Origin of the sequence: Promicromonospora sukumoe 327MFSha3.1 (assembly GCF_000385135.1) — a bacterium.
GTDB classification, from domain to species: domain Bacteria; phylum Actinomycetota; class Actinomycetes; order Actinomycetales; family Cellulomonadaceae; genus Promicromonospora; species Promicromonospora sukumoe_B.
In genome coordinates this window covers 813,544-838,599 of the sequence record NZ_ARQM01000010.1, presented here as the reverse complement: position 1 = coordinate 838,599, position 25,056 = coordinate 813,544, and the positions used below count along the sequence as shown (strand labels likewise).

21 protein-coding genes are annotated in these 25,056 nt (G+C 72.3%); all 21 read right to left on the bottom strand.

Going from position 1 to position 25,056, the window contains the following annotated elements:
- Positions 1-311 precede the first annotated feature (311 nt).
- The 21 genes from H291_RS0107455 to H291_RS0107355 all read right to left on the bottom strand — a co-directional run bounded on the left by H291_RS0107455 (position 312) and on the right by H291_RS0107355 (position 25,035).
- Positions 312-680 (bottom strand): DUF2200 domain-containing protein, encoded by a 369-nt coding sequence (locus H291_RS0107455; RefSeq protein ID WP_026365507.1) that lies wholly within the window; start codon positions 678-680, stop codon positions 312-314.
- Positions 681-749: 69 nt separating this feature from the next.
- Positions 750-1,466: a BMP family ABC transporter substrate-binding protein gene (locus H291_RS0107450; RefSeq protein WP_020014354.1), complete on the bottom strand. Its 717-nt coding sequence runs from the start codon at positions 1,464-1,466 to the stop codon at positions 750-752.
- Positions 1,463-2,791 (bottom strand): WxL protein peptidoglycan domain-containing protein, encoded by a 1,329-nt coding sequence (locus H291_RS29050; RefSeq protein ID WP_020014353.1) that lies wholly within the window; start codon positions 2,789-2,791, stop codon positions 1,463-1,465. Before H291_RS29050 ends, H291_RS0107450 begins: the two co-directional genes overlap by 4 nt.
- A gap of 123 nt (positions 2,792-2,914) precedes the next feature.
- Complete coding sequence (locus tag H291_RS29045; protein ID WP_084467807.1) at positions 2,915-5,383, bottom strand: FN3 domain-containing metallophosphoesterase family protein; 2,469 nt, start codon at positions 5,381-5,383, stop codon at positions 2,915-2,917.
- A 140-nt stretch (positions 5,384-5,523) separates the two neighbouring features.
- Positions 5,524-6,819, bottom strand: a complete 1,296-nt coding sequence (locus tag H291_RS0107435; RefSeq protein WP_232216003.1) for a HupE/UreJ family protein — start codon at positions 6,817-6,819, stop codon at positions 5,524-5,526.
- Between the two features lie 91 nt (positions 6,820-6,910).
- On the bottom strand, positions 6,911-11,371 hold the full coding sequence (locus H291_RS0107430) for an FtsK/SpoIIIE domain-containing protein (RefSeq protein ID WP_020014350.1): 4,461 nt from the start codon (positions 11,369-11,371) through the stop codon (positions 6,911-6,913).
- Position 11,372: 1 nt separating this feature from the next.
- The gene (locus H291_RS32345) at positions 11,373-13,145 is read right to left on the bottom strand and encodes a discoidin domain-containing protein (protein ID WP_020014349.1); all 1,773 of its coding nucleotides are present in this window, start codon (positions 13,143-13,145) and stop codon (positions 11,373-11,375) included.
- A 43-nt stretch (positions 13,146-13,188) separates the two neighbouring features.
- The gene (locus H291_RS0107420; protein ID WP_020014348.1) at positions 13,189-14,853 is read right to left on the bottom strand and encodes a LysM peptidoglycan-binding domain-containing protein; all 1,665 of its coding nucleotides are present in this window, start codon (positions 14,851-14,853) and stop codon (positions 13,189-13,191) included.
- 65 nt (positions 14,854-14,918) lie between these two features.
- A complete protein-coding gene (locus H291_RS0107415) occupies positions 14,919-15,626 on the bottom strand; it encodes a hypothetical protein (RefSeq protein WP_020014347.1) in 708 nt (235 codons plus the stop codon).
- Positions 15,623-16,327: a hypothetical protein gene (locus H291_RS0107410; RefSeq protein WP_020014346.1), complete on the bottom strand. Its 705-nt coding sequence runs from the start codon at positions 16,325-16,327 to the stop codon at positions 15,623-15,625. Before H291_RS0107410 ends, H291_RS0107415 begins: the two co-directional genes overlap by 4 nt.
- Positions 16,327-17,703: a hypothetical protein gene (locus H291_RS0107405; protein WP_020014345.1), complete on the bottom strand. Its 1,377-nt coding sequence runs from the start codon at positions 17,701-17,703 to the stop codon at positions 16,327-16,329. Before H291_RS0107405 ends, H291_RS0107410 begins: the two co-directional genes overlap by 1 nt.
- A 58-nt stretch (positions 17,704-17,761) precedes the next feature.
- Complete coding sequence (locus H291_RS0107400; protein ID WP_020014344.1) at positions 17,762-18,046, bottom strand: hypothetical protein; 285 nt, start codon at positions 18,044-18,046, stop codon at positions 17,762-17,764.
- Positions 18,047-18,053: 7 nt separating this feature from the next.
- On the bottom strand, positions 18,054-18,350 hold the full coding sequence (locus H291_RS0107395) for a WXG100 family type VII secretion target (protein WP_020014340.1): 297 nt from the start codon (positions 18,348-18,350) through the stop codon (positions 18,054-18,056).
- Between the two features lie 85 nt (positions 18,351-18,435).
- Positions 18,436-19,107, bottom strand: a complete 672-nt coding sequence (locus H291_RS0107390) for a hypothetical protein (protein ID WP_020014343.1) — start codon at positions 19,105-19,107, stop codon at positions 18,436-18,438.
- Positions 19,104-19,952 carry a hypothetical protein gene (locus H291_RS0107385; RefSeq protein WP_198012422.1) on the bottom strand — a complete coding sequence of 283 codons (849 nt, stop codon included), beginning with the start codon at positions 19,950-19,952 and terminating at the stop codon, positions 19,104-19,106. The genes H291_RS0107390 and H291_RS0107385 overlap by 4 nt, the downstream gene beginning before the upstream one ends.
- On the bottom strand, positions 19,949-21,385 hold the full coding sequence (locus H291_RS34120) for a hypothetical protein (protein WP_026365504.1): 1,437 nt from the start codon (positions 21,383-21,385) through the stop codon (positions 19,949-19,951). The genes H291_RS0107385 and H291_RS34120 overlap by 4 nt, the downstream gene beginning before the upstream one ends.
- A gap of 10 nt (positions 21,386-21,395) precedes the next feature.
- Positions 21,396-21,677, bottom strand: a complete 282-nt coding sequence (locus H291_RS0107375; protein ID WP_020014341.1) for a hypothetical protein — start codon at positions 21,675-21,677, stop codon at positions 21,396-21,398.
- Positions 21,678-21,681: 4 nt separating this feature from the next.
- Positions 21,682-21,978 carry a WXG100 family type VII secretion target gene (locus tag H291_RS0107370; protein WP_020014340.1) on the bottom strand — a complete coding sequence of 99 codons (297 nt, stop codon included), beginning with the start codon at positions 21,976-21,978 and terminating at the stop codon, positions 21,682-21,684.
- Positions 21,979-22,191: 213 nt separating this feature from the next.
- Positions 22,192-23,505: a lipase family protein gene (locus H291_RS29035; RefSeq protein WP_157236764.1), complete on the bottom strand. Its 1,314-nt coding sequence runs from the start codon at positions 23,503-23,505 to the stop codon at positions 22,192-22,194.
- Positions 23,506-23,944: 439 nt separating this feature from the next.
- On the bottom strand, positions 23,945-24,628 hold the full coding sequence (locus tag H291_RS0107360; RefSeq protein ID WP_020014338.1) for a DUF6580 family putative transport protein: 684 nt from the start codon (positions 24,626-24,628) through the stop codon (positions 23,945-23,947).
- The gene (locus H291_RS0107355) at positions 24,607-25,035 is read right to left on the bottom strand and encodes a DUF4430 domain-containing protein (protein WP_020014337.1); all 429 of its coding nucleotides are present in this window, start codon (positions 25,033-25,035) and stop codon (positions 24,607-24,609) included. Before H291_RS0107355 ends, H291_RS0107360 begins: the two co-directional genes overlap by 22 nt.
- Positions 25,036-25,056: the final 21 nt, after the last annotated feature.

The following is a 25,056-nucleotide window of genomic DNA, read 5'->3' as shown; positions in this document are numbered from 1 at the left end:
CCGGTGAATGGTTGCCGACGGCATCGGGTGCGGCGCAGACCACGGCCCGTGCCGCGAGCGCAGCCACTCCCGCCGCGCTCGGTTACGAGCCGGGCGAGCCGAGTGGTCCGGCCCAGCGGCAGCCCTCATCGAGCGAACGTCGGCACCGCCGCACAGCCACGCGGCCACACAGCCACGCGGCTGCACGACTACACAATCGCGCGACTACACAACCGCGCATTCGCATCGTCATGCACCAGCACAGCGACCTGTCCCGCCCCAGGGGCACCGCTCGACCAACACCGCCCGAGCAGACACCGCCCAGGAGCAGCTCAGATGCCGGCCTTCTCGCTCCCCCGCAGGATCGACGTCATCTTCTTGCCGCGGGCCACCTCGTCGACCAGCTTGTCCATGTAGCGGATCTGCTGCATCAGCGGGTTCTCGATGTCCTCGACCCGGTAGCCGCAGATGACGCCCTTGATCAGGGACACGTTCGGGTTCATCGCCGGGGCCTCGGCGAAGAAGGTCTCCATGTCGACCTCGCTGTCGAGGACACGGCGCAGCCCCGCGTCGTCGTAGCCCGTGAGCCAGGTGATGACCTGGTCCAGCTCGGCGGTGGTGTGGCCCTTTCGCTCCACCTTCTGCACGTACATGACGTAGATGCTGGCGAAGCTCATGGCGAAGATCCGGTGTCGTGCCATGCTGCGACCATAGCGGAAGCCTCTGACATCACCCCGGGACGACATCACCCCGGGACGCCAGCAGGGCCGCTAGCCGAGCTCGATGACGATCCCCGTCAGATCGTGCAGCACGCTCGCCGCCCCGGCCGCGACCGCCTCGCGCGCAATGACGGGCGTGACGGCGTTCGGGCGGACGGCGTCGTTGCCCAGGCCGGTTCCCCGGAACTCCGCGCCCGGCCAGACGACGGCGGTCACGTTGTGCGTCGGCTCGGGCAGCTGCGCGCCGACCAGCAGGAAGTCGGTCTCCAGGTACTGCGCGGTGATCAGGGAGAAGACGTCCACGACGCCGTCGCCGACGCCGACGACGAGGTCCGACGCGGCGGCCACGGCCTCGTCGATGCGCTGCTCGACCTCGTCGTCGTCGCGGGCAGGCAGCACGGTCAGGTCCGCGCCGTGGGTCTCGGCGTAGTGCTCGACGGCGCCCGTCAGGGTCGCGGTCGACGCGTCGTCACCGCGGGCGACGACGACGATCGAGAACCCGGCGGGCGCGGCGACGTCGTCCCAGGTGCCGGGCGTAGGGCGCACGGTCGCCTCGGGCGCGGGCTGGTGGCTGGACCCGACGAACCGCGCGGCGAAGCCGGTCAGGGGCGCCGGGCTCGCGCCGTCGTGGGGGGTGGCCGCGTGCGGCACTGCCCCGCCGCACGCGGCGAGGGTGAGCGCGACGGCGGCCGCGGTGAGCGGCGCCAGGACGCCCGCCTTGAACCTGTTCGGACGGGCGGCTTCGGCAACCGCCGCGGGCCGCCTCACGGCGCGACCGTCTCGGCGGGCTTCGCGCCGGAATCCTCGGCCTCCGGTCCAGGCTTCGGTCCAGGCTCCGGTTCAGGCTTCGGTTCGGCGTCCGGCTCGGCCCCCGAGTCAGTCCCCGCCTCAGTCCCCGGCCCGGTCTCGGCCGCCGCGGACGAAGCACCAGTACCCGCCGCCTGCTCCGCCAGCGCCTTCGCGACGGCGGCCTGCACGCGGGCGTCCTCGCGCTGGCCGCGGGTCCGGCGGCGGCGCACGATAACGACGACGGCGGCGGCCAGCAGCACCACGATCGCGAGCGGCAGCCACGGCACGGCCGCGCCCGTCGCGTGCGCCTCGACGGGCGCCACACCCGGGGTCGCGCCGGCGACGTCGGGCAGCTGGGCGACGAGCACGATGTCGGTGCTCATCCAGAAGAGGGGCGCGACGCCGTCGACCGGGACGGAGACCGGCCAGGTCTCGCCGGGCAGCAGCTCCGGCAGGTCGTCGGCGGCGCCGTGCGCGGCGAACCAGCCGAACGGGCCGGCGACGGTCACGTCCTGGTTCGCGGCGAGCCGCACGTTGCCGTCGTTGCGGACCGTGTAGGTGACGGTCGCGTCGCCGGGCCCGAACGGGTTGAGGGTCTGGTGGTACTCGACGTGCGGGTCGGTGACGGTCAGGCTCGGTTCGAGGTCGCCAGCGACCCGCAGGTACACGCGGATGCCGGAGCGGGTCTCGTAGTCGAGCCCCGCCTCGTCGGCGGTCACGGTGCGCGAGGTGAGGATCGCCCCGGCGTAGTCGCCGGGCGTGGCGTAGTCGGGCACGCGGAGGGTGAAGGGGACGTCGGCGCTCTCGCCGGGCTCGAGACGCACCCGGTCGACGCCGGGCTCGAGCCAGGCGCCGACGTTCACGGAGCCCGTCTCGCCGGAGTTCTCCGCGTAAGAGCTCTCCGCGTCAGCGTTCTGCTCGTCCCGCGTCAGGACGTCGAGCTGGCCCGCGGTGGTCGTGTAGCCGTCCGCGGCGTAGACGTCGAGGCTCAGCGTCCCCTCGCCGTGGTTGGTGACCACGAGCTCGTCGGACACCGTCGCGCCGGGGTCGATGGTGTAGCGGAAGTTCTCCCGGTCGGTCCCCTGGTCGTTGGTCGCGGTGCGCACGCCCCAGGTCACGTCGTCGGTCGGCGCGCCGGCAAGGGCGGCGGTAGGAGCCGCGGCAGAAGCTACGGCGGCCGGTCCGGCGAGCGCCGTCCCGAGGGTGACGGCCAGGGCCGCGAGCGCGGCGGAGGTCCGGACGGCGGCGCTGGCCGCGAACCGGGCCCTGACGGAACGTCGTGCGTTCGCGCGGATGACGGGCATGGAACTTCCTTCGGGAGCACAGAACGACAGGGAGCACAGAACGACTGGGAGTACAGAACGACGGGCACAACACAGCCCGGACGGGCGACGTCCCTCATGAGGACGCCGCCCGCCCGGATCGGGTCAGCTCAGCGCGGTCAGCGTGAGCGTGGCCCGGTAGGTCCCGTCGGTGACGTCGACGGGGATCTTGAGGTCGAGGTCGGCGCCGAAGAGCGCCGAGCCCGTGGTGTGGCCGGCGCCGGCGCGGCCGAGGGTCGCGGACTGCGACAGACCCGGTCCGCCGTCCAGCCCGGTCGCGACCGGTGCGCCGGCGACGGAGCCGCCGCCCGCCTCGATCACGTCGGGCGTCCAGCCGAGGTACTTGCCGGAGAACGACTGGTCCTTGGACGTGAAGTCGCCCACCTGGGCCGAGAGCGACCACTGCGGGCCGCCGCGGCGGGTGTCGGTCACCCGGATCGGGTTGATCGCGCCCTCGGCGGCGTAGTGGTCGCCGGCGGCCTCGGCGGTGCCGAGGTCGACCAGCGTGTTGGCGCCGTCGATGCTCCAGACGAACTCGCCCGGAGCGCCCTGCGGCACCACGACCTGCAGCTTCTGCGTGTTCGGGTCGACCGGCTTCGCGATGGTCACCTGGTCCACGACCGAGTTCACGGGGCGGTCGGCGTCCTTGGCCTCGGAGCGGACGGTCCGCACCGAGATCGCGTCGTCGGACACCTCGACCGCCGTGTAGTTGCGCACGTTCTCCTGGTTGAAGGCGGAGAGCCACCAGGAGCCGGCCGCGTTGGCCGAGTAGTACTTCGAGCCGGAGGCCGAGTTGGCGGTCACGTACAGCACGCCGCCGGGGCCTGGGGTGAGGATGTCGGCGCCCGCCTCCTCGGCGGGGTCGGCCTTCTCGCCGTTGCGGATCAGGTACGAGCGGGCGTAGGTGTGGTCGTGGCCCTGGAGCACCAGGTCGATGCCGAGCTCGGAGAACAGCGTGGGCCACGTGTTGCGGCGGTCGATCACGTCGCTGTCGGTGGCGTGCGGGCCCACCGAGTAGATCGAGTGGTGGAAGGAGACGACCTTCCACTTCGCCTCGTCGCCGTGCTCGGCCACGACCTCGCGCACGAAGCGCTCGTGCGACGCGTAGTCGCGGCTGTTGGAGTTGAGGTTGAGGAAGAGCACGTCGTTGTAGACGAACCAGTAGTCGCCGCCCGAGCTGGTGCCCGAGCCGGGGCCGGCCGTCTCGTCGAGGTTCGGCGTGTTGAAGTGCTGGCGGTACGCCTTGTTGCCGACGTCGTGGTTGCCGTTGTTGGCGACGAACGGGATCTGGCGCAGGTGGTCCGTCGAGAGGAAGGACTCGTACTGCGCCTCGCTGCTCGCGGACTCGACCTGGTCACCGGCGGAGAAGAGCATCTCGGCGTCCGGGTAGGCGGCGGTGGCGACGTCGAGCGTGTCGACCCAGCCCTCCGTGTCGCGCGACACGTTGCCCGACGAGCCGAGCTGCGGGTCGCCGAAGAACAGGAAGTCGAAGTCGCCGTCGAAGGCCTGCGTGCGGAACGTGTAGACCGCGGACCAGGCGCCCTCGGCGCCCGCCCCGCCCTCGGTACCGTCCCGGCCCGCCGTACCGACCCGGTAGGAGTACGCGGTGTTCTCCTCCAGCCCGGTGAACGTCGCGTGGCGATAGAACTCGCCGCTCGACGACGGGCCGCCCGTGGCGGCGACGCTGACGGCGTCGTCCGGGAAGACGCCGCCCACGACCTCGCCCGCGGGGGCGATCTGGGCCACCTGCTCGGTGTCCTGGTCGGAGTACCAGGCGAGGTTGCGCTCCGCCTGGGTCGCCCCGATGCCGAGCACGAGGTCGGTCACCGTGGTGGTGGGCTCCTCCTCGGGCGTCTCGACGGGCACCAGCGACGCGAGGTCGAGGTAGACGTCGGAGCTGCTCGCGCGGTCGTTGTACAGGCCGACGGCCAGCGTGTTCACACCGGCCTTCAGGACGTCGGCCGGCACGCTGAACTTCTGGTTCACCGGGTTGCCGGCGCTGGCGCCGGCGTAGGTGAGGTTCTTCTGCGCGTCCGGGACGGCCTCGACGCGCTCGTCGACGAAGCCGGCCACCTTGGTGCCGTTGACGAACACCTGCACGGCGTCGTCGAACGTGATCTCGCCGCGCAGCGAGGCGATACCCGCGAGCTGGTCGGCCGTGACGTCGAACGTGGTGCGCAGGTGGTAGGTCGGGATCGCGACCTTGGTCGCGGCGGCCGGGTCGACGTAGTGGTCGAGCACCGTGGTCACGGGGAAGCCCGAGCCGAGGTCCGGCGTCGCCGAGCCGTTCTTCGCGCCGAACGGTCCGGTGGCGCGCTTCCAGCCCGAGTCGTCGAACCCAGCGTAGGTCCAGGTGAGCCGGTCGGCGTTGCCCGCGGCCGGGTCGGTGTTGTCGTCCGAGTACGTCCAGGTGGTCGTGTCGCCCAGGAACGTCTCGGGCAGGTCGGCCGCGCCCGCCGACGTCGCCGCGTACGTCAGGCCGCCGGCGACGACGGAGACGAGCCCCACCGCCGCGACGGCTGAACGGCCCCAGCGGCGCGGGCGCGCAGCCGGGACGTGGTCATTCGCTTGCATGAGTCCTCCAGTGAAGGGAGCGCCGAGCGGCGCCGGACCGACACTTGCCCCGGCAGACGAATCGGTCCCGACGGCGGAGTGAGCGGCAGGTGAACATGCGGCGTGACGTGGGGTGATCTTTCACGCCGGAGGTAACCAGCTCAGCCCAGGCCCAGCAGCCGCTGCACGAACCAGAACAGCCCGACCAGCGCGACGCCGGAGGCGACGACGACGCCGGCCCACAGCGCGACGCGCGGGGCCCGGCCGCGCAGCAGGGTCAGCAGCGGGAAGACGACGGCGATGATCCCGAGCTGCACTGCCTCGATCCCGATGTTGAACACGAGGAGCGACCACAGCAGCGTCCAGGAGAACGGCTCGTCGATGCCGAGCGCCCCGGCGAACCCGAGGCCGTGGACCAGGCCGAAGGCGAAGACGGTGCCGAGGCGGAACCAGTCGGCACGATCCAGCCCGGCACGATCCAGCCGGAGCCGTCCCGCACGGCCCGGCTCCAGCGCACCCTCCAGCCCCTGCGGACCCCACGCGCCTCGCCGCCGCAGCCCCCACACGTGCCAGGCCGCCACCACGGCGATCGAGAGCGCGATGACCGGCTCGACCACGACCCCCGGGGCGCTGACGACGCCGAGCGCGGCCAGCATGAACGTCACCGAGTGCGCCAGGGTGAACGACGTCGCGGCGAGCACGACGTCGCGCAGCCGCCGGGAGCCCACGATGAGCGCGAGCAGGAACAGCAGGTGGTCCGGGCCGAGCAGCAGGTGCTCCGCGCCCAGCACGAAGAAGTGGCCCATGCGCTCGTACCAGTGCTCGACGGTCGAGAAGGACGGCGTGTGCTGGGTGAGCGCCGCGCTGCCCGCGGCGCCGTCGAGCTCGTAGTCGAGGATCGTCGTCGTGCCGGTCACGTAGCCCTCGTCGTCGCCGAAGAGGGTGCTGCGCACCTCGTAGTCGACGGGCTCGCCCTCGCCGTCGGCCCCACCAGCAGTGCCGGAGCCAGAGACGGCGGAACCAGAGACGCCGCACGCGTGGTCCAGCACCAGCACCGCGTACGGCACGCCGTCCCGCTCGGTGACCTCGAACTCACCGGACTGCTCCGGCGCGCAGACCGCGCCGTCGGCCGTGACCTCGAACCGGTCGGTCACGTAGCCGAGCACCGTGTCGGCGTGGGCCGCGAGCGCCGTCGGCTCGTCGCCGGTCTCCCAGACGGCCATGCCCTCGTCGAAGAAGCCGCGGTCGTCCTGGTACTCGGCGGCGGAGACGACGAGCAGGTCGTACTCGAGGCCGAGCTCGGTGCGTACGACGCCGGGCTCGGGGGTCGACGCGTCGGCGTAGACGGTGGAGGTGAAGCCGTGCGCTCCCGCCGGGGCGGCGAGGGCGGGCAGGACGAGGAGCGAGAGGAGCGCGGTCAGCGTGGAGGCTGCCGCGACTGTCGGAGAGCGACGCACGCGGGGCACCATCCACCACCGGGATGAACGGTCCGCGAACGGGCGGCGAACCGGGACCGGACAGCCGGTCCCGGTTCGCCGCCCGGCAGCACTACAGCGTCGGCACCAGCACCGTCATCAGCTCTCCGGACCCCAGGTGCACCAGCGCCTTGCCGGGCGTGACCTGGGTCGAGACCGCGGAGCGCGGGAGGCTCGCGCCGACGAGGTCGCCGTCGAACCGGTCCTGCGGGCTGAGCAGCGCGCCGCGCCGGCTCTTCTTGACGTCGACCTGCCAGCCGGAGAACCCGCTGGCCACCTCGGAGGCGTCGCCGCCGAGGATCAGGCCGCGCCGGTTGTCCGCGGCCGTGCGCAGGTAGGCGCGCAGCCAGGTCTTGGCGGGGGCGTCGGCCACGAGCTCGGCGTCGTCCACGACCAGCACGACCGGCTGGCCGTCCGGGTCGAGGTGCGGCTTGAGGTCGTCCTCGGTGATCTCCGTACCGGTCAGGACGGCGCGCACGCCCTCGCGGCCCTCGAGGTCGCGCAGCAGGCTGGGGCGCGGCGCGAGGATGACCACCTGGGTGCCGCCGCGCAGCAGCGACTCGGTCATCACGGTCAGCATCGTGGACCGGCCCGACTTGGCCGGGCCGCCCACCAGGAACGCGGGCGCGTCCCCGGCCAGGTCCATGCCGAACGCCGTCAGATCGTCGCCGCCGACGCCGAGCAGCGCCCACATCGGCTGCGCGGCCTCGGGACCGACGTACTGGTAGGCGGCGTCGACCGTGATCGTGGACGGCAGGTCGTCCACGCGGAACGGCCCGGTGCCGGGCACCACGTCCTCCCGCTCGCGGATCGCCGCCGCCATGACACGGGCGGCGCTGGTCTGGGCGCGGCCGGCCGGGTCGTCGCCGAGGATCGCGACCTGCACCTCCATGCCGCTGCCCGACCGGAACGCGCGGCCCGGCTGGATCTCCTCGGGCAGCTTCTTGTGGTCGATGCCGACCATGCCGTAGTCGAACCGGTCGGTCAGCCGCAGCACGAGCGCGTCGTCGGTCAGCACGCTCATCCGGCTGGAGAGCAGGCTGCGGTCGCCGGCCACCATGAGGTGGATGCCGGCGCTCGCGCCGTCGCGCAGCAGCTCCTGGACGATCTCGACGAGCTTGCCGCTGTCGACCTCGCCGTAGGTGCTCATGAAGCTCTCCCACCGGTCGATCAGCACGAGCACGCGCGGCAGGCGGGTGCCCGGCTCGGCGAGCTCACGCTGCTCGGTGACGCTGGCGAAGTTCCCGGCGGCGAGCACCTGCTGACGCCGGCCGAGCTCGGCCTGCAGCCGCGTGAGCAGCCGCTTGGCCCGCTCGGCCTGCCCCCGCTGCACGACGGCGCCGGTGTGCGGCAGCTCGTTGAGCACGGTCAGCGCGCCGTTGCCGCAGTCGATCGCGTACAGGTGCAGGTCGGCCACGGACATCCCGGAGGCCGCGGCGAACGCGCTGGTGCGCAGCGTCGTCGACCGGCCGCTGCCCGGGGCGCCCACCACGTAGCGGTGCCCGAACTCGTCGAGGTCGATGACGGCGGGCCCCTGGCGCTGGTCGGACGGCGAGTCCTCCACGGCCCAGGCGAACTGGGACTGCACGCTCGGCTGCACGATGTTCCCGAACGGGAGCAGGTCCGGCAGGGCGGGCAGCCACGGCCGCCTCGGGTCGGCCCAGCCGCCGAGGCGCGCGGTCTCGCGCAGCGTCTCGACCAGGGCCGCGAGGTCGGTCTCGACGTCCTCCTGCCGCTTCACGCGTGGCCGTACGGGCGCCGGGGCGCCGAGGTCGGCCACAGGGATCCGGGCCACGAACGGCGCCTCGACCTGCCCGACGTCGGACAGCGACAGGCGCCGTCCGCCCACGCGGGCCGACTGGAACGGGACCAGGGACGAGTGCCCGAGGCGCGCGTAGGCGCGTCCGGGCTGCGTCTTGGCGATCTCCGCGGCCTCGTTCGCGTCGATGACGTCCTTGGACTCGCTCTTGTCCGTCATGCGCAGGGCGATGCGCAGGTTGGTGTTGGCGCGGATCTCCGGGGAGATGACGCCGGACGGGCGCTGCGTGGCCAGGATCAGGTGGATGCCGAGCGAGCGGCCCCGCTGGGCGATGTTGACCAGGCCGGTGACGAAGTCGGGCAGCTCGCGCACCATGGAGGCGAACTCGTCGATGACGATCATCAGGCGCGGCAGCGTGGGGCCCACGTACCCGCGGCCCTGCACGTCGAGGTAGTCCTCCAGGTCCTTCGCGCCGGCGGCCGCCAGCACGTGCTCCCGGAAGGTGAGCTCGGCGCGCAGCGAGTCGAGCGCGCGCTCCACGAGGTGCGTGTCGAGGTCCGTGACCATGCCGACCGTGTGGGGCAGCTGCTCACACTGGCTGAACGCCGCGCCACCCTTGTAGTCGACGAGCACGAAGTTCATGGTCTCGGGGGTGTTCACCACGGCGAGCGAGGCGACCACGGTCTGCAGGAACTCGGACTTGCCGGAACCGGTGGTGCCACCCACCAGGGCGTGCGGCCCGTCGCGCACCATGTCGAGCACGAACGGCCCGTCCAGGGAGACGCCGACGACGGCGGCCGTGCTGCCCTTGCCGGTGCTGGAGATCATCCGCCACCGGGCGACCATCTGGTCGGCGCCGACCTCCTCGATGTCGAGCACCTCCACGAGGCGCGCCGAGTCGGGGATCAGGCCCTCGCCCTCGGTGGCGGTCACGTCGTGCACGGCCGCGACGGCGCGTGCCACGGGCTCGTACCAGTCGTCGTTCACCTCGTCGACCAGGATGGTGCGCAGGTCGTCGGCGTCCTGCCGGCGCAGCGTCATGCCGCCGTCCACGCGGGCGAGCGCCACGACCGTGCACTCCTCCGGCAGCATCTGCTCGTCGCCGTCCAGGCACACGACGCTCACACCGACGCCGGGGCCGTCCCGCAGGATCGAGACGACGCCGGGCAGCGCGCGCAGGCGCCGGGCGCCGTCGAGCACGACGACGACCTGCGGGCCGGACATGACCTTGCCGCTCGCGCCCTCCATCGCGGCACGACGCTGCGTGATCAGGGAGTTCACCTCGGCGACGCGGGCCGCGAGCGTGTCCGTCGTCGTGCCGATCAGGGCGACGGCCTCCTGCCCGAACGCCGGGCGGACGTGCGGCAGCCAGGCCGCCCAGGCCCACTCCTGCACGTGCTCGGAGCTGGTCAGCACGTAGACCTGCACGTCACGCGGGCTCTGCAGCACGCCGAGCTGGCCCACCATCCAGCGGGCCCGGCGACGCGGCCAGTCCCCCGGACCCGCCAGGCCGACGACGCCGGCCTCCTTGAGCGGCACCGTGACCGGCACGGACCGCACGGTCGCGCGGGTCTTGCGGCGGTGCTCCGGCTCGGCGCTGTCCTCGACCTCGACGCGGCTGGTCGCGTCCGCGAGGCCGAGCCGCACCGTGAGGTGGTCGCTGTCGGTGCTGCGGCGCTCCCACAGGCGGCGCGTCGGCGTCGTGGCGATCAGCCGCAGCTCGGCGGCCCCCGGGCTGGAGACCCGGCGCCGGTGCTGCTCGCGCCGCACCGCCTCCAGCACCTCCTCCTCCAGCCCCGCCCGCTCCTCGGCGTGCTGCTTGAGGCGCTCCTTGTGCGTGATCGTGCCGTTGCGCTTGGACATCCACCAGTTGCCCCAGCCCATCAGCGGCGAGGCCAGCGCGAACATCAGGTAGTACGGCGACTGGAACGCGAACGCCATCACGATGCCCAGCACCGCGGGCATCGCCATGCCGAGCCACGGCAGCGGGTTCCGGGCGGGCGCCACCGGCTCGCTCGGCAGCCGGAAGTGCGTGGGCGGCATCGGCGGCAGCAGCCGCGGCGGCCGGTTGTAGTCCAGGTGCCCCGGCTCGGTCGCGGGCCGCAGGTCGGCGTCGGGCCGCGTGGCCGGCTGCACCGTCAGCACGCTCGGGCCGATCCGGAGCTGCGTGCCCGCGGGCCACGGCTCGTCGTCCTCGCCCAGCGGGTCCTCGGACCGGTCCAGGTGCACCAGCCGGCCGGCCGAGCGCGGGTCCGGCATCCGCCGCACCCGCACCGCGCTGTCCAGCCCGACGACGACGGCGACCGCCGCCAGCCCACCCTCGCGCGGCTCGTCCACGCGGACGCGGCCGTCGGGGCCCACCTGCAGGATCGACTCGCCCACGCCGAGGCGGGCCACGGCCCCGGTGCCCGTGCCGCCCGTGACGCACAGGTCGACCGGGCCGCCCGAGACGCCGTTGCCGGCGTCGGGCTCGCCGAAGCTGACGACGGCACCGTCCCGGATCCCCGAGTCGGCGACGAGCAGCTCGGTGCTCCCGCCGAGGGCGTCCCGGAGCTGGCCGTTGAGACCGCCGGCGCCGCCGGTGCCGTGCACGGACCGGTCCTGCACCCCGTGCCCGTGCACGGCGCGGCCGTCCACGTACATCGTGCTGCCGCGCGGCGCGCCCAGCTCGGCGGCCAGCCGCTCGGCCAGGTCCGCCGCCTTGGTGCGCTCGTCCAGGTCCAGGGACAGGAGCGTCTCGCGCGCGCCGTGGCGCGCGGTGATCAGAGCGTGCATGTCATTCGCCTCCCCGCCGCACGGCGGTCTGCTCGTCGAAGCGCACGTCGGGCAGGAACCCGCTGCGCAGCCAGCCGTCGTCGCCGGCGGTGAACCGCCACTTCGCCGACGGGGACTGGCCCAGGACGATCACCACCCAGGTGAACTCCGGGCTCGCGAACTTCGCCGCGAGCTGGTCCTGCTGCGCCGTCGAGGGCGCCTGCGACAGCACCAGCACGCCGCCGTCGCCGACCTCGAGCTCGGGCAGCACCTGCTCGATGCCGGACAGGTGCTCCACCTGCTCGGGCCGCGGGAGGCCGTTGCCCACCATGACCACGCGCGGGTCGTTCGACCACGGGTTGCCCGTCAGCTCACCGAGCCAGCGGCGCAGCACCTCGTGCCGCACGCGGGTGGGGCCGTCCAGGCTGATCACGCCGCGGGCCACGGAGAAGTCGACGAGCACGCGGCCCGTCTCCCCCATGCCGAGGTTGACCAGGCGGGCGAACCGGGTGGTCGGGCTCTCCGACGCGGCGCCCGACTGCAGCTTGGCCAGCGGCGCGGACCAGCTCTGCCCGTCCTCGCTCACCTGCCAGGGCTCCGGGGCCGGCGAGGCCGGGTTGGTCAGGCGCAGCCGCATCGAGCTGCCCTCGATGAACACCCCGGTCGTGCCGGGCACCTCCAGGCCGTCCCGCTCGCAGGCCGCCATGAGCACCCGCAGCGCGCGGTCGACCGTCCACGCCGCCGACGTGTCGGTGCGCAGCAGGCTGTCGTCGAACGGCTCGGCCTGCTTGCGGCGCTTCAGGAGCCACGCGACCAGCAGACCCAGGAGCCCGATCACCACTACCCCACCGGCGACCGGGAGGATCACCGGCCACGGCACCACCACGGCCGCCCGCTCGGCGGTCCCGGCCACCTCGTCGGTCGGCGTCGGGCTCGGCTCGAGCGAGGGCACGGCCGACGGCGAGGGGGACGGCCCCTCGTACCCGGGCAGCGGGCCGAACTTCAGGCCCTTGCCCTGCGCGTCCTTCGGCATGCGCAGCACCCAGCCGGGCGTCAGCGTCCTCGGGTCGGTGAGGTACTCGCCGTCGGGCTGACGGTGTCCCTCGGTCAGCGCCGCGATCTCCGGCCAGCGCTCCCGGTCGCCCAGGAACCGCTCGGAGATGTCGTTGAGCTTCTCGAACGTGCCGTCCGGCGTCTCCCGGACCACGTAGTACAGGACCGACCCGGGCGGGCCGCTGCGGCTCGGCACCGGGGTCGGCGTCGGCGTGGGCGACGGCGAGGCCACGGCCTTGGGCGTGACGCTCACCTGGGGCTTCGGCTTCTTCGGGGTCGGGGTGGGCGACGGCGTGGGCTTCGGCGCGCCGTAGACACGCATCTCCCAGATCGAGTTGCCCGCCGTGCCGCTGCGCGCCCCGGAGTACATGCGCACGTACCGGGCCTCGCCGAGGATGTTCATGACGTCGTTGCCGCCGTCACCCGCGCCCACCCAGTGCGTCTCCCAGGACTCGCCGTCGGTCGACAGCTCGATCCGGTAGTCCGTGGCGTACGAGACCTCCCAGTCGATCTCGACGCGGTTGACGGTCGTGACGCGCCCCAGGTCGATCCGGAGCCACTGGGGGTCGCTGAAGGCGCTCGACCAGCGCGTGTTGGGGTTGCCGTCCACGGCCTGGCGCGCGGGGAACTCGGGCTTCTCCAGGGACGACGCCACGGCGGGCTGGCCCTGCGAGATCAGTACGGGGTCGTCCTGTGCCTGCGCCGGGACGGGCCCGGCGAGCGTCAGGAGCATCGTCGTCATCAGAGCCGCCGCGACGGAAAGGCGCGTGACCCTCATCGGTCGCTCACTCACCGGCCCGTCGCACCGCCGTCTGCTCCGTGTAGCGGACGTCGGGCAGGAAGCCGCTGCGCAGCCAGCCGTCCTCGCCGGCCGTGATGCGCCACTTGGCCGACGTCGACTCGCCCAGCACGATGACCACCCAGCTGAACCGCGGGTCCGAGAACCGGGCCGCGAGCAGGTCCTGCTGTGCCACCGACGGCGCCTGGGAGAGCACCAGCACACCGCCGGCGCCGATCTCCAGCTCGGGGATGACCTGCTCGATCGCCGTCAGGTGCTCGACCTGCTCCGGCTGCGGCAGGCCGTTGCCGACCATGACGACGCGCGGGTCGTTCGACCACGGGTTGCCCGTCAGCTCGCCCAGCCAGCGGCGCAGCACCTCGTGCCGGGCGCGGGTGGGTCCGTCCAGGCTGATCACGCCACGGGCGCGGGCGAAGTCCACCAGCACGCGGCCGGTCTCGGCCACGCCGATCGTGACCAGGCGCGAGAAGCGCGCGGTCGAGGCCTCGCTCGCGGGGGCGGCCTGCAGGCGCGCCAGGGGTGCCGACCAGCTCTGGCCGTCCTCGTTGGCCACGAACGGCTCGGGCGCCGGGGAGACCGGCTCGGCCAGCCGCAGGCGCATCGCGCCGCCCTCGATGAAGACGCCGGTGACACCCGGCACGTCCACGCCGTCCCGCTCGCAGGCCGCGAGCAGCACGCGCAGGGCCCGGTCCACCATCCAGGAGGCCGACGTGTCGGTGCGCAGCAGGCTGTCGTCGAACGGCTCCGGGCGGTTGCTGCGCGCGCGGCGCACGACGTAGACCACCACGAGCACCAGGGCCGCGGCGATGACCGTGAGGCCGACGCCGATCAGGACGGGCTCCAGCCAGGAACCACCGTCGCCGGCCTGGTCGCCCGCCGCCTCCTCGGTGCCCTCGCCGGCAGCCGGAGCGCTCGCCTCGGGCGACGCGCTCGGGCCCGGGAGCGGGCCGTTCTGCAGGCCCTCGCCCTTCGCGTCCTCCGGCATCTGGAGCACCCAGCCGACCGTGACGACCGCCGGGTCGGTGAGCTTGCCGCCGTCGGGCTGCGTGCGGCCCTTGTTCAGCTCGAAGATCTCCGAGTTCCGCTCGCCGTCGCCCAGGAACCGCTCGGCGATCATGTAGAGGTACTCGGGCTCGCCCTCGGGCGTCTCACCGATCACGTAGTACGGGACCGACGGCGCGGCCGGCTCCTCGGCCGGGGCGCTCGCCTCACCGGCGCCCTCCGCCGGGCCGGTCGGCAGGACGCCGACCTCGAGGCCCTCGCCCTCGGCGTCGTCAGGCATCTGCAGGACCCAGCCCGGCAGCAGCACGGTCTCGTCGGTCAGGGCGTCGCCGTCGGGCTGCGTGCGGCCCTCGTTGAGCGCGAAGATCTCCTTGTACCGGTTGCCGTCGCCGAGGAACCGCTGGGCGATGTCGAACAGGAACTCCTGCTCGCCCTCCGGCTTGGCCGGCACCACGTAGTACTTGACCTTCTCGCCGTCCTTCGTGTCCGTGGCGAGGGTGGTACCAAGATCCGTGACGATGCTGGTGACCTGGGCGTTCGACGGCAGAGCTGTCGATGGCAGAGCGGTCGCGACGAGGAGGGCCCCCGCCGCGGTCGTGGACAGGATCGCCGCGGCCAGGGCGGCGGCGATGCGGTGGGGGTGCTGCACGGTTGCTCCGTCTTCAGATGTGTGGCGTCAGTCGGGATGTGGTGCGCCGGCCGGGCGTTCCGGGCTCACGCGGAGCCGGGGACGCTCCGCTCCGGCAGGTTCATGATGTTGGTGCCGACGCCGGCCCAGCGGAACGTCGTCATCACGGCGTCGAAGAAGAAGACCAGCGCCTCGGCCAGGCGCTCGGTGTTGTGGTTGTTCCAGACCGTGCTGAACGACAGGACCAGCCACTCGCCGTCGACCTCGTCGCGGGAGACCGCGTAGAGCACCTGGCGGGTGGAGAGCTCCGGCCAGTCCTCGTCGCGCTTCATCTTGTGCTCGGTGTGCACCACGCGGACGCCGGGGCGGCCGTCGAGCTCGACCAGCTCGCTCTCCTCGTAGCCGTCGCCGAGGATGCTGGTGACGATCTGCAGCGGGTCGGTGCCCGCGTCGCTGACGACCTCGATCTCGGCGATCGAGGCGGGGATGTGCACGCCCTCCATCGGCTCGGTCGGCAGGTAGACGGCGCCGGTCCCGGCATCGCGCGCGGCGGCGAGGTTCTTGTGGAGCTCGTCCCGCAGCATGTGCCGGTACGGCTCGGCCCGGTCGCGGGGCAGCGAGTCGGGCAGCGCGCGGGCGACGACCTCCTCGATCGCCGCGTCCAGCTCGCGCTGCTGCCCCTCCCCCGTCGGGAACCGCGCCCAGCCGGGCGGCAGGAGGAGGACCCAGGCGTCGGTCGGCTTGCCGGCGCGCCCCGGGTTCGTGCCCGGGTTCGCGGGCTGCTGGTCGGTCATGTTCCGCTCCGAGTCTGTTCGCCCCGAGTGATCCGGACGGCGGGCAGCAGCTCGTCCAGCGCCGCCCCCACCGCCTCGGCGATGATGATGTCCTGCGTACGCCACAGCAGCACGGTGTCGACCACGGCGTCCGCGTGCTCGGTGCGCCGGCCGAGGCCGACGCTCAGCCACACCTCGGCGTTGTCCGGGTCGAGCTCCGTCCGGGTGACCCGGATGCCGTCGCCGTCGGGCAGGTCGAGGTACTCGATGTTCGGCGGGTTCACGGGGTTGCCGCCCGTGGCGCCCAGCACCTGCATGAGGGTGTCGTCCTCGGCGCCGGGCTCGCTGAGCGCGACGCTGACCAGCACGGGCACCGGGCCGCGGTCCTGGAGGCCGACCAGCGCGGCGACCCGCGCGTCGGGCGCGACCTGGTCGGCGAACGCCACGAGGTTCGTCACCGACTCGGCGACGTTCCGGTGCATCAGCTCCCGGTCGGCGTCCGAGACGGGCACGCCCAGGTCGATCATCTGGTCCATCGTGGGCTCGACCGAGGCGAGCACCGCCGCGACGACCTGGTCGTGCCACTCGCGCACGACCTCGGCCGGGTCCGCGCTGGACGGCACCGCCGTCCAGCCCTCCACCTCGTCGATGGTCCACGCCCAGTCCCGGCCGGCGGCCGTGACCGTGCCCTCCGCCGCACCGGGTGCGCTGCTCTCGCTCACTAGATCGGCTCCCCGGCTCCGGTCGTGATGTGGTTGTACTCCCAGTCGGTCGTGCCGGTGAAGTTCTCCCGGAGGTCGTCACCGAACGACGACGCCGGCACGCCGGTGCTCCACGCGCCCGAGACGAAGCCGGTGAACCAGCTGCCGGAGCCCAGGACGTACACCCACGGCTTGACGAAGCCGCCGGTGATCCCGGTGATCTTCAGGCCGTCGAGGGCGGCGTTGATCGCGCCGAGCTGCTTGATGCCGCCGATGCCGATGGCCCCGGTGAACGAGGGGATCTTCCACGCGCCCGGGTTGATCTTCAGCAGGTTCTGGAGCTTGGACAGGCTCGTCAGGTTCTCGCTGATCTTGAGCCCGCCGGACAGCACGCGGTTCAGCGCGAACGCGCTGAACGGGCCGTCGATGTTGTTCCGGAAGACCGCCATGCGCTCCGCGATCCGCGACAGGTCGTTCATCCGGATCGCCGTGGCCGACTGGGACGCGGCCTTCGAGGCCTTGACGGCGGCGCCGATCACCTTGGCGACGGCGAGGCCGGCGACGGCGGTGATCACGCCGATGGCGCCCCAGACCACGCCCATCCAGCTCTCCTCGCCGGTGGCGGCGAGCACGATGGAGCCGAGCAGGCCCACCACCGCGACGCCGAGCGCCACCCAGGCGAGCACACCGAGTCCTGGGATGATCATCGCCAGCACCGCGAGCGCCATGCCGATCCAGCCCAGGATCTCGACGAGGCCCTTGAGGAACTTCATGAAGTTGTGGCGGAGCTTCTCCTGCCACGTGTGGTTCAGGCCGTCCTCGCCCCAGTTCTCCTTGATCTTGGTCGCGGCCGCCGAGGCGGCCGTGTCCAGGGCGGTCATGGCGTTGCGGGCCTTGGTCTTGGCCGCCTCCAGCTCACCGTTCGCGGTCGAGATCTTGTCCGCGCGGTTCTGGGACTCGTTCTTCTGCTCGGTGGTCAGGGGCGGCGCGTCGTCCGGCCGGTCCTCGTTCACCGGGTCGGGCAGGCCCTCGGCGCCCTTGCGGGCGGCGGCCGCGTCCTCGGCCATCGTCAGGGCCTTGCCCGTCTCCGAGCGCGCCGTCTCCAGCTCCGGGCGGTACGCCACGAGCGCGGCGTGCACGTCCTCGTAGCGGCCGGCGGCCTTGCCCAGCGCCTCGTGGCTCTCCCGTGCGCGCTTGCGCATGGCGTCGGCGGCCTCGCCCTTGAGCAGGGTCTCGTCGCCGTCGCCGATCTTCTTGAGGAGCGCCGCCTGCGTGGTCATCATCTCGGTGATCTCTTTGTAGTGCTTGATCACCGCGTCCAGACCGGACGCCTCGGCCGGCACAGGGTCGTCGTCGTAGTCCAGCAGATGCCACTCACCCACGCGGGCGGCGCTCATCCAGTCTCCTCAGGGTCGCGCTGGTCGGTTGTGTCTTCGGGTCGTGCCGGGGTCAGCCCTACTTGTCGGGCGTCAGCGACTTCTCCAGCTCGATCTCGGTGTCGTTCCAGGTCTCCGCGGCCGTCTCCATCTTTCCCTGGAGGTCCTTGAGGTTGTCCTGGAGCTTCTCCCGCTTGACCCACCAGCTTTCGACGAAGTCGCCCATGGCGTTCTTCACCGTCTTGTGACCCCAGATATCGCCGCCGTCCCAGAGCTCTTTCATGTTCTCGAGCTCGTTGAGGACCGACTTCAGCTGCTCCGCAGCGTCGTCGACGGCGATGGAGGTGACGACGAGGTCAGCCATCCGACGACTACTTGTTCAGCGCGTTGGCGAGTTCCTCGTCGGTCTTGCGCAGCGCCTCGGCGGCCTGCTTGAGGTACTCGCCGATGCCGTTGAGACCCTCCATGACCTGCTTGCCACCCTTGTCGAGCTCCTTGTAGGACTCGTCGAAGCGCTTGGAGGACTTGTCCGTGACATAGCCGTCCTGAACCAGGTTGTCGACCATCGACCGCAGCTGGTCCAGCTTGTGCTGCATGTCGTCGGCCTCCTGCTTCATGCGCTGGGAAGCGTCCTCCATCTGCTGGAAGGTCACATTGATGTTGGCCATGATCGGTCCTCTCGGGTTGCCTCGTGGAAAACAGGGCGATCGTACATGAACCGGACACCCCCGGGGTGAATCTACGGGTGATCCCTCACACCGATCCCGGGACCCTTCGTTCGGGCAGGTGTACGGGGTCCGCACCGGGGCCGCGCCAGCGGAACGTGGCCATCACCGCGTCGAAGAACTCGACCAGGGTCTCGGCCAGCCGCTCGGTGCCCCGGCTGCTCCAGCTGGTGCTGAAGGTGAGGACCAGCCAGTCGCCGTCGTCCGCGTCCCGCGAGACGACGTACACGACCTGACGCGTGGAGACCGTCGGGCGGTCGCCCTCACGGTGCACATCGTGCACCGTGTTCGTCAGCCGCGCACCCGGACGTCCGTCCAGGTCGACGGGCCCGCTCACCGTGTAGCCGGTGCCCAGCACGTCCGCCGCGACCACGGCCGGGTCCGCCCTCCGGTCCCCCAGGATCTCCGTCTCGGTGATCGACGCCGGCACGGCCATCCCCGCGACGGGTTCGGTCGGGAGGTAGACGACGCCGGGGGTCCCGGCGCCCACGAAGGTGGCGCGGAGGGAGTCCCGGAGCGCCGGGGCCTGGTCCGGCAGCGCGCCGGCGACGACGTGCTCGATCGCGTCGTCAAGCTCGTCCTTGCGCTCCGGGCCCGTGGGGAACCGCGCCCAGCCCGGTGGCAGCAGGAAGGCCCACACGTCGGTGGGCTTCCGACCCGGCTGCGCCCCGGGCACGGCCTCGGGCACGACGCCGGTCATGCCGCGGTCCGGACGACGTGCACCGCGGGCAGGAGCTCGTCGAGCAGCTCCAGCATCGCGGCGCCGAGCATCAGGTCCTGGGACCGCCACACGAGCACGGTGTCCACCACGACGTCGTCGTGCTCGGTGCGCCGGCCGAGGCCGATGCTGAGCCAGCCACCCCCGGAGAACCCGCCGACGTCGAGGCGGGTCACCCGCACCCCGTCGCCGTCGGGCAGGTCGGGGTACTCGACGGTCGGCGGGCTGACCGGGTTGCCGCCGGTAGCGCCGAGCGCGGCCAGCAGGCCGTCGTCCGGGTCGGCCGGGTCGCTCGCGCCCACGGCGACGAGCACCGGCACCGGGCCGCGGCCCAGCACGCCGAGCGCCGCGACGACCCGGTGGCCGTCGGCCGCCATCCCGTCGGCGAACGCCCGCAGGTTGGCCACGGACTCCGCGGCGGCCCGGTCGAGCGCGGCGCGCCCGGCGTCGTCGAGCTCGATGGGCTCGGCGGGCTCGACGACGCCGGGCGCGGGGTGCTCGGGGTGCTCGACGGACTTGGCGGGTGCCGTCGGCTCGTCGTCCTCGGCCGGGAGGCCGAGGGCGTCGGCGTCGTACTGCGTCCGGAGCGACGCCCGCACCGCGCCGAGTGCCTCCCGCTCCCAGGCCGCGACGTCCTCGGCGCCCTCGGTGGCGAGCGCCGGGACCACGATCCAGTTGTCCGGCGGCTCGACCCGCCAGGTCCAGCCGGGCAGGCCGGGTGCGGGCACCGTGCCCGGCGTTGTCGGCGTCCCCGGTGCGGTCGGCGTGCCCGGCGTCGTCGGCGTAACCGGCGTGCTCGGCGTACCCGCTGTGCTCGGTGTGGTCATAGGACCGGGTTCTCCCCGTAGAGGCCGCTGTAGTCGGCGTCCCGCCAGCCGTCGAGGCTCCAGCGCGGGTCCGTCGGGTTGAAGTTGGACGGGTTGATCAGGCTGAACGGCCGCATGGCCCACCCGAAGGTGTACGAGATCGGGCCGATGTACATCCAGGGCTTGATCGTGAAGCCGGTGACGCCGATCTGGCCGAGCGCCGAGGTGATCTTCTGCACGTCCTTGATGTCGCTGATGCCGATCAGGCGGTCCCAGCGCCAGGTGCCGCCGCCGAGGCGGTCCATGAGCCGGCTGAGGTCCGTGGCGAAGTACTTCGGGTTGGTGAAGACCTGCCACCAGCCTGGCGAGACGCTGGTCTTGCCCGCGAAGTCCTGCCAGCCGCGCAGGTTCCGGCCCAGCGGTCCCAGCGTGATCGTGAGGTCGTTGATCCGGCGGGTCAGCTCCGGGCTGCGGCCGATGTCGACCATCCTGCGCAGCCACTCGCGGTCGCGGAGCAGGAACTGGAGCTGCCGGTTCTGGGTGCCGAAGGAACCGGCGCCCTTGGCCAGCAGCGAGGCCTGGATGCCCTTGAGGGAGCTCGCCATCTTCGCGGCCACGCCGATCAGGCCGAGGCTGAGCACGCCGATGATGACGCTGAGCCAGCTCCCCTCCCCCTGGATCGCCAGGATGAAGCTGGCCGCCACCGAGACCACGGTGGCCACCACGCTCAGCAGCGTCAGCACGTTCAGCCCGGGTATCAGGATGCTCAGCACCGCCAGCGCCATCCCGATGTACATCAGGATCTCGATCAGCTTCTTGAGGAACTTGTTCAGCTTGTGCAGGAACGCTTCCCAGCCGCTGTGGTGCAGGCCGTCGTCGGCCCAGTTCTCGCGGATCTTGTTCGCCGCGGCGGTGGCCGCGGCGTCGAACCGGACCATGGCGGCGCGTGCCTTGGCCTTTGCCGCCTCCAGGTCACCCTTGGCCTCGTTGATCTTGCCGGTGCGGCTCTCCGACTCCCGCTTCTCCTTGTCGGTCAGCGGCGGGGCGTCGTCCGGCCGGTCGGCGTTCACCGGGTCGGGCAGCCCCTCGGCACCCCGCTGGGCGGCGGCCGCGTCCTGGGCCGCCGTCAGGGCGAGGGCCGTCTCCGAGCGCGCGTACTCCAGCTCGGGCCGGAAGGTCTTCAGCGCGTCCCGGATGTCGTCGTACCGGCCGGACGCCTTGTTCAGCGCCTCCGCACTCTCCCGGGAGCGCTTGCGCATCGCGTCGGCGGCCTTGCCCTTGAGCAGGGTCTCGTCGCCGTCGCCGATCTTCTTGAGCAGCTTGGCCTGCGTGGACATCGCCAGCGCGATGTCCTCGTAGTGCTTGATCACCGGGTCCAGCCCGGCCACGTCGGCCGGGACGGGGTCGGAGTCGTAGTCGAGCAGATGCCATTCCCCGGCCCGGGTGTCGCCCATCGTCGTCCTCCTACTGCTCGTCGAACGACGCCGCGAGCTCGATCTCCAGGTTGTTCCACTGCTCCGCGGCCTGCTCCATCTTCTTCTGCAGGTCCGAGAGGTTGGTGGTCAGCTTTTCCCGCTTGACCCACCAGTCCTCGACGAAGTCGTCCATGGCCTTCTTGACGGTGTCGTGACCCCAGACGGTGCCGTCCTCCCACAGCTTTCCCATGTTCTTGAACTCGTCGACGATCGCCGCCAGCTGCGTGGCGGCGTCGTCGACGGCGACCGACGTGACTACCAGGTCGGCCATGGGACTACTTGTTCAGGGCGTTCGCGAGCTCTTCGTCGGTCTTGCGGAGCGCCTCGGCGGCCTGCTTGAGGTACTCGCCGATGCCGTTGAGACCCTCCATGACCTGCTTGCCACCCTTGTCGAGCTCCTTGTAGGACTCGTCGAAGCGCTTGGAGGACTTGTCCGTCACGTAGCCGTCCTGAACCAGGTTGTCGACCATCGACCGCAGCTGGTCCAGCTTGTGCTGCATGTCGTCCGCCTCCTGCTTCATGCGCTGGGAAGCGTCCTCCATCTGCTGGAAGGTCACATTGATGTTGGCCATGACAGAACCCCTCGCTCGTCAGTTGCTGGTGCGTTGGACGACTCACGTACGACTCACGTACGCAGTAATCGTGATCAACCGGACTAACCGGACGGCGACGCTCGCGTGAACAGCCGGGAAACGGCACGCGGCGCAGCGACGACGGGCCCGGGGATCACCCCGGGCCCGTCGCATCTTGGTCAAAATGTGCCCCTCACCTGGGGCTTTGCTATCTCAGCAGTGCCCCAGGAAGGGCCGGTCCTCGAACCTCCGGTCGAGGAACGCGATGACGCCGGGCGCCCCGGTCACCATCGTCGAGACGTGCTCGCCGAGGTGCCACTCCCACTGGACCTCCGCGCCCGCCGCGCAGTACTCGTCCCGCAGGGCGCGCGCCTGGCCCGGGGCGACGATCTCGTCGAGCGTGCCGTGGAAGAGCCGGATCGGGACGTCGGGCGGGTTGGCGCCGAGCCGGTTCTCGTCCAGCCTCGCCTGCCACTGCGGCGACCGCAGCGGGTTCGTCGTCGTGAACATGCCGATGTCCTGGAACGCGTGCGGCAGCGTGGCCTCGACGCACGCGTCCTTCTCGCGCTCGTAGGTCTCGCGGCCGCGTTCGTTCAGGTAGGACTCGAGGTCCAGCTCCGGGTAGGCGGCGTCGAGCCCGTAGGCCGCGAACAGGAGGAACCCGAACCCGACCTTCCCGTCGAGCCCGTCGGCGACCTCGGTCAGGTCGGCGGGCACGCCGCCCGCCGCGACGCCGACCAGGTCCAGCTCGGGCGCGTACTCGGGCTGGAGCTCGCCCGCCCACATCGCGCCCCCGCCGCCCTGCGAGTACCCGGAGAACGCGACCTTGCCGCCGGCCTCCAGCCCCGCGGCCTCGAGGTTCGTCGCGGCCCGCACCATGTCGATGACGGTGCGCCCCTCGGACTGGCCCACCACGTAGGTGTGCCCGCCCGGGGTGCCGAGCCCCTCGTAGTCGGTCACCACCACGGCCCAGCCGGCCAGCAGCATCGGCTCGATGAACGGCCGCTCGTAGTCGAGCCAGCGCGACGGCGCGCACGTGTCGCCGACGCCGCGCGTACCGCTCGCCACGGAGACGATCGGCCGCGGACCCTCACCCCGCCACGGCGTGGTCGGCACCAGCACCCGGCCGGTCACCGGGATGTCCTGCCCGGTCGCGTTGGTCGAGTGGTACATCACCAGGTAGTTGCGGGCGGTGAGCTGCCGGGGCTCCTCGCGCCACCGCACGATCGCGCCGTCCGCGCCGTCCGGGAGCGGGGTGGGTGGGGTGTAGAAGTCGTCGAGCGGCACGGCCCGGTTGGGGATCACGGGGACGTCGGGGACGTCGGAGGGGCTGGAGGGGCTGGTGGTGCTCGGGGCCGGGGCGGGCTGGTCGGCCTGAGCGAAGAGGTCGGCGGGGGCGGGTGACTCGTCCGCCGAGGCCGGGACGGCGGCCACCGCAGGAAGGGCCAGCACGGTCAGGGCGGCGACGACCGCGGCCCAGCGGAGCCTGGCCCGGCGACGGCCGGGGTCGGGTGCTGCGAATGACACCCGGTTCGGCGCGGCGGGCGGCCCGGAAACCGGCGGCGCGAGCGGGTCGGCGGGCGGGCCTGCTGGCGGGACACCGGACGGCTCGGCTGGCGAGGGCGAGGGCGCGGACGAGGCGTGCGAGTCGTTGACGAGCGGCATCGGATCTCCTCGGTGAGGTCCTCGGGCGCTCGGCATTGAGCGACCGGGCCCGCGGGCGGGCCGTTACTGACTCTAACCGCAATAGTGCTGGCAGGACAGGCCCACTCGACTTCAGCCCACTCGACTTCGGCCCACTCGACTTCGGCCCACTCGACTTCGGCCCAATGACTTCGGCCCAATGACTTCGGCCCAATGACTTCGGCCCAATGACTTCGGCCGGTTGTCATGAGACCGGTCAGTTGACTGACCGGTCTCATGACAACCGGCCGAAGTCGGTGGCTGTCTCGCGCGGGGCGGGCAGCTAGCCCTTGGCCGGGGCCAGGGCCGAGGCTGCGCTCTTCTCGGCGCGCTCCACCAGGTCCGCGACCAGGGCGGCCAGCGGGACCAGGACCAGGTTGCCCAGCAGCATGGTGCGCAGGAACGGCAGCCCGGCGACGTAGCTCGCGAGCAGGCCGTCGAGGGTCGACGGGTACATCCCGTCCAGCAGCCACACGCCGAAGTTGGTCCAGGCGAAGAACCACAGCGAGCCGACGACGCCCACGCCCAGCGCCGCCGCGTACCGGCCGGGCCCGCGCAGGTGCCGCGCGAGGATCGCGCCGACGCCCACCACGGCCCACGCCGACCAGGTGAACCACATGATCTGCGTGTTGCCGAGCACCGCGTCGCTCACCGCGACCACGGCGAACGGCACCACGGCCGCCCACCGGTTGCGCAGCAGGAGCACGGCGAGGAAGGTCGCCGCGGTCGCGATCTCGAGGTTCGGCGGCGCGCCGAGGCCGGGCGCGACCAGCCGCCACACCACCGCGGCGGCCAGCACGAGCACCACGGTCGCCGGACGCCACCAGCGGTGCGCCAGCTCCCGGACGGTCAGGTCACGAGCGGCCCGGTCACCGTGCAGGTCGGGCGCGGCAGGGTCGGCGCCGCTCCGGCTCGCACCGGGGCGGGCGCCGTCGTCCGACGGGCTCAGAACGTGTCGATCGTCCACGTGATCTCCTGACCGTCCTCGGTCTCCAGGGATCCCGCGCCCACCTGCGCGGGTTCGCCGTCCACGGACAGCGACCAGAACTCGTTCTTCGAGTCGTCGGCGGCGCGGCCGTTGATCGCCGTGACGAAGGCGTTCTCGCCCTCGCCGGTGACCTCCGCCGACGGGTCGGCCTCGAGCAGCAGCTCCAGGGCGGTCGCGCCCGTGCGGCCGGGGTAGCTCAGGGTGTCCGCTGCGGCCGACGCCGACGGGGCGGCCGTCTCGGCGTCCGACTGCTGGCTCAGCGTCGCGGAGACCATGGTCTCCGGCTCCGCGGTCGTACCGCCGCAGGCGCCGAGCAGGCCGGCGACGAGAAGAGCGGTGGCCGCGGCGGCGACTGCCGTCAGCGGGCGGCGAGAGGTCTTGTTCACGCCGGTCAGTCTAGGTCGGGG

What these genes read in the sequence shown, in the direction of transcription:
- H291_RS32345 (WP_020014349.1), bottom strand. Translation starts at nt 13,145, where the DNA reads ATGACGACGATGCTCCTGACGCTCGCCGGGCCCGTCCCGGCGCAGGCA.
- H291_RS0107395 (WP_020014340.1), bottom strand. Translation starts at nt 18,350, where the DNA reads ATGGCCAACATCAATGTGACCTTCCAGCAGATGGAGGACGCTTCCCAG.
- H291_RS29050 (WP_020014353.1), bottom strand. Translation starts at nt 2,791, where the DNA reads ATGCCCGTCATCCGCGCGAACGCACGACGTTCCGTCAGGGCCCGGTTC.
- H291_RS0107370 (WP_020014340.1), bottom strand. Translation starts at nt 21,978, where the DNA reads ATGGCCAACATCAATGTGACCTTCCAGCAGATGGAGGACGCTTCCCAG.
- H291_RS34120 (WP_026365504.1), bottom strand. Translation starts at nt 21,385, where the DNA reads ATGGGCGACACCCGGGCCGGGGAATGGCATCTGCTCGACTACGACTCC.
- H291_RS0107405 (WP_020014345.1), bottom strand. Translation starts at nt 17,703, where the DNA reads ATGAGCGCCGCCCGCGTGGGTGAGTGGCATCTGCTGGACTACGACGAC.
- H291_RS0107455 (WP_026365507.1), bottom strand. Translation starts at nt 680, where the DNA reads ATGGCACGACACCGGATCTTCGCCATGAGCTTCGCCAGCATCTACGTC.
- H291_RS0107385 (WP_198012422.1), bottom strand. Translation starts at nt 19,952, where the DNA reads ATGACCACACCGAGCACAGCGGGTACGCCGAGCACGCCGGTTACGCCG.
- H291_RS0107390 (WP_020014343.1), bottom strand. Translation starts at nt 19,107, where the DNA reads ATGACCGGCGTCGTGCCCGAGGCCGTGCCCGGGGCGCAGCCGGGTCGG.
- H291_RS0107375 (WP_020014341.1), bottom strand. Translation starts at nt 21,677, where the DNA reads ATGGCCGACCTGGTAGTCACGTCGGTCGCCGTCGACGACGCCGCCACG.
- H291_RS0107400 (WP_020014344.1), bottom strand. Translation starts at nt 18,046, where the DNA reads ATGGCTGACCTCGTCGTCACCTCCATCGCCGTCGACGACGCTGCGGAG.
- H291_RS0107430 (WP_020014350.1), bottom strand. Translation starts at nt 11,371, where the DNA reads ATGCACGCTCTGATCACCGCGCGCCACGGCGCGCGCGAGACGCTCCTG.
- H291_RS0107415 (WP_020014347.1), bottom strand. Translation starts at nt 15,626, where the DNA reads ATGACCGACCAGCAGCCCGCGAACCCGGGCACGAACCCGGGGCGCGCC.
- H291_RS29045 (WP_084467807.1), bottom strand. Translation starts at nt 5,383, where the DNA reads ATGCAAGCGAATGACCACGTCCCGGCTGCGCGCCCGCGCCGCTGGGGC.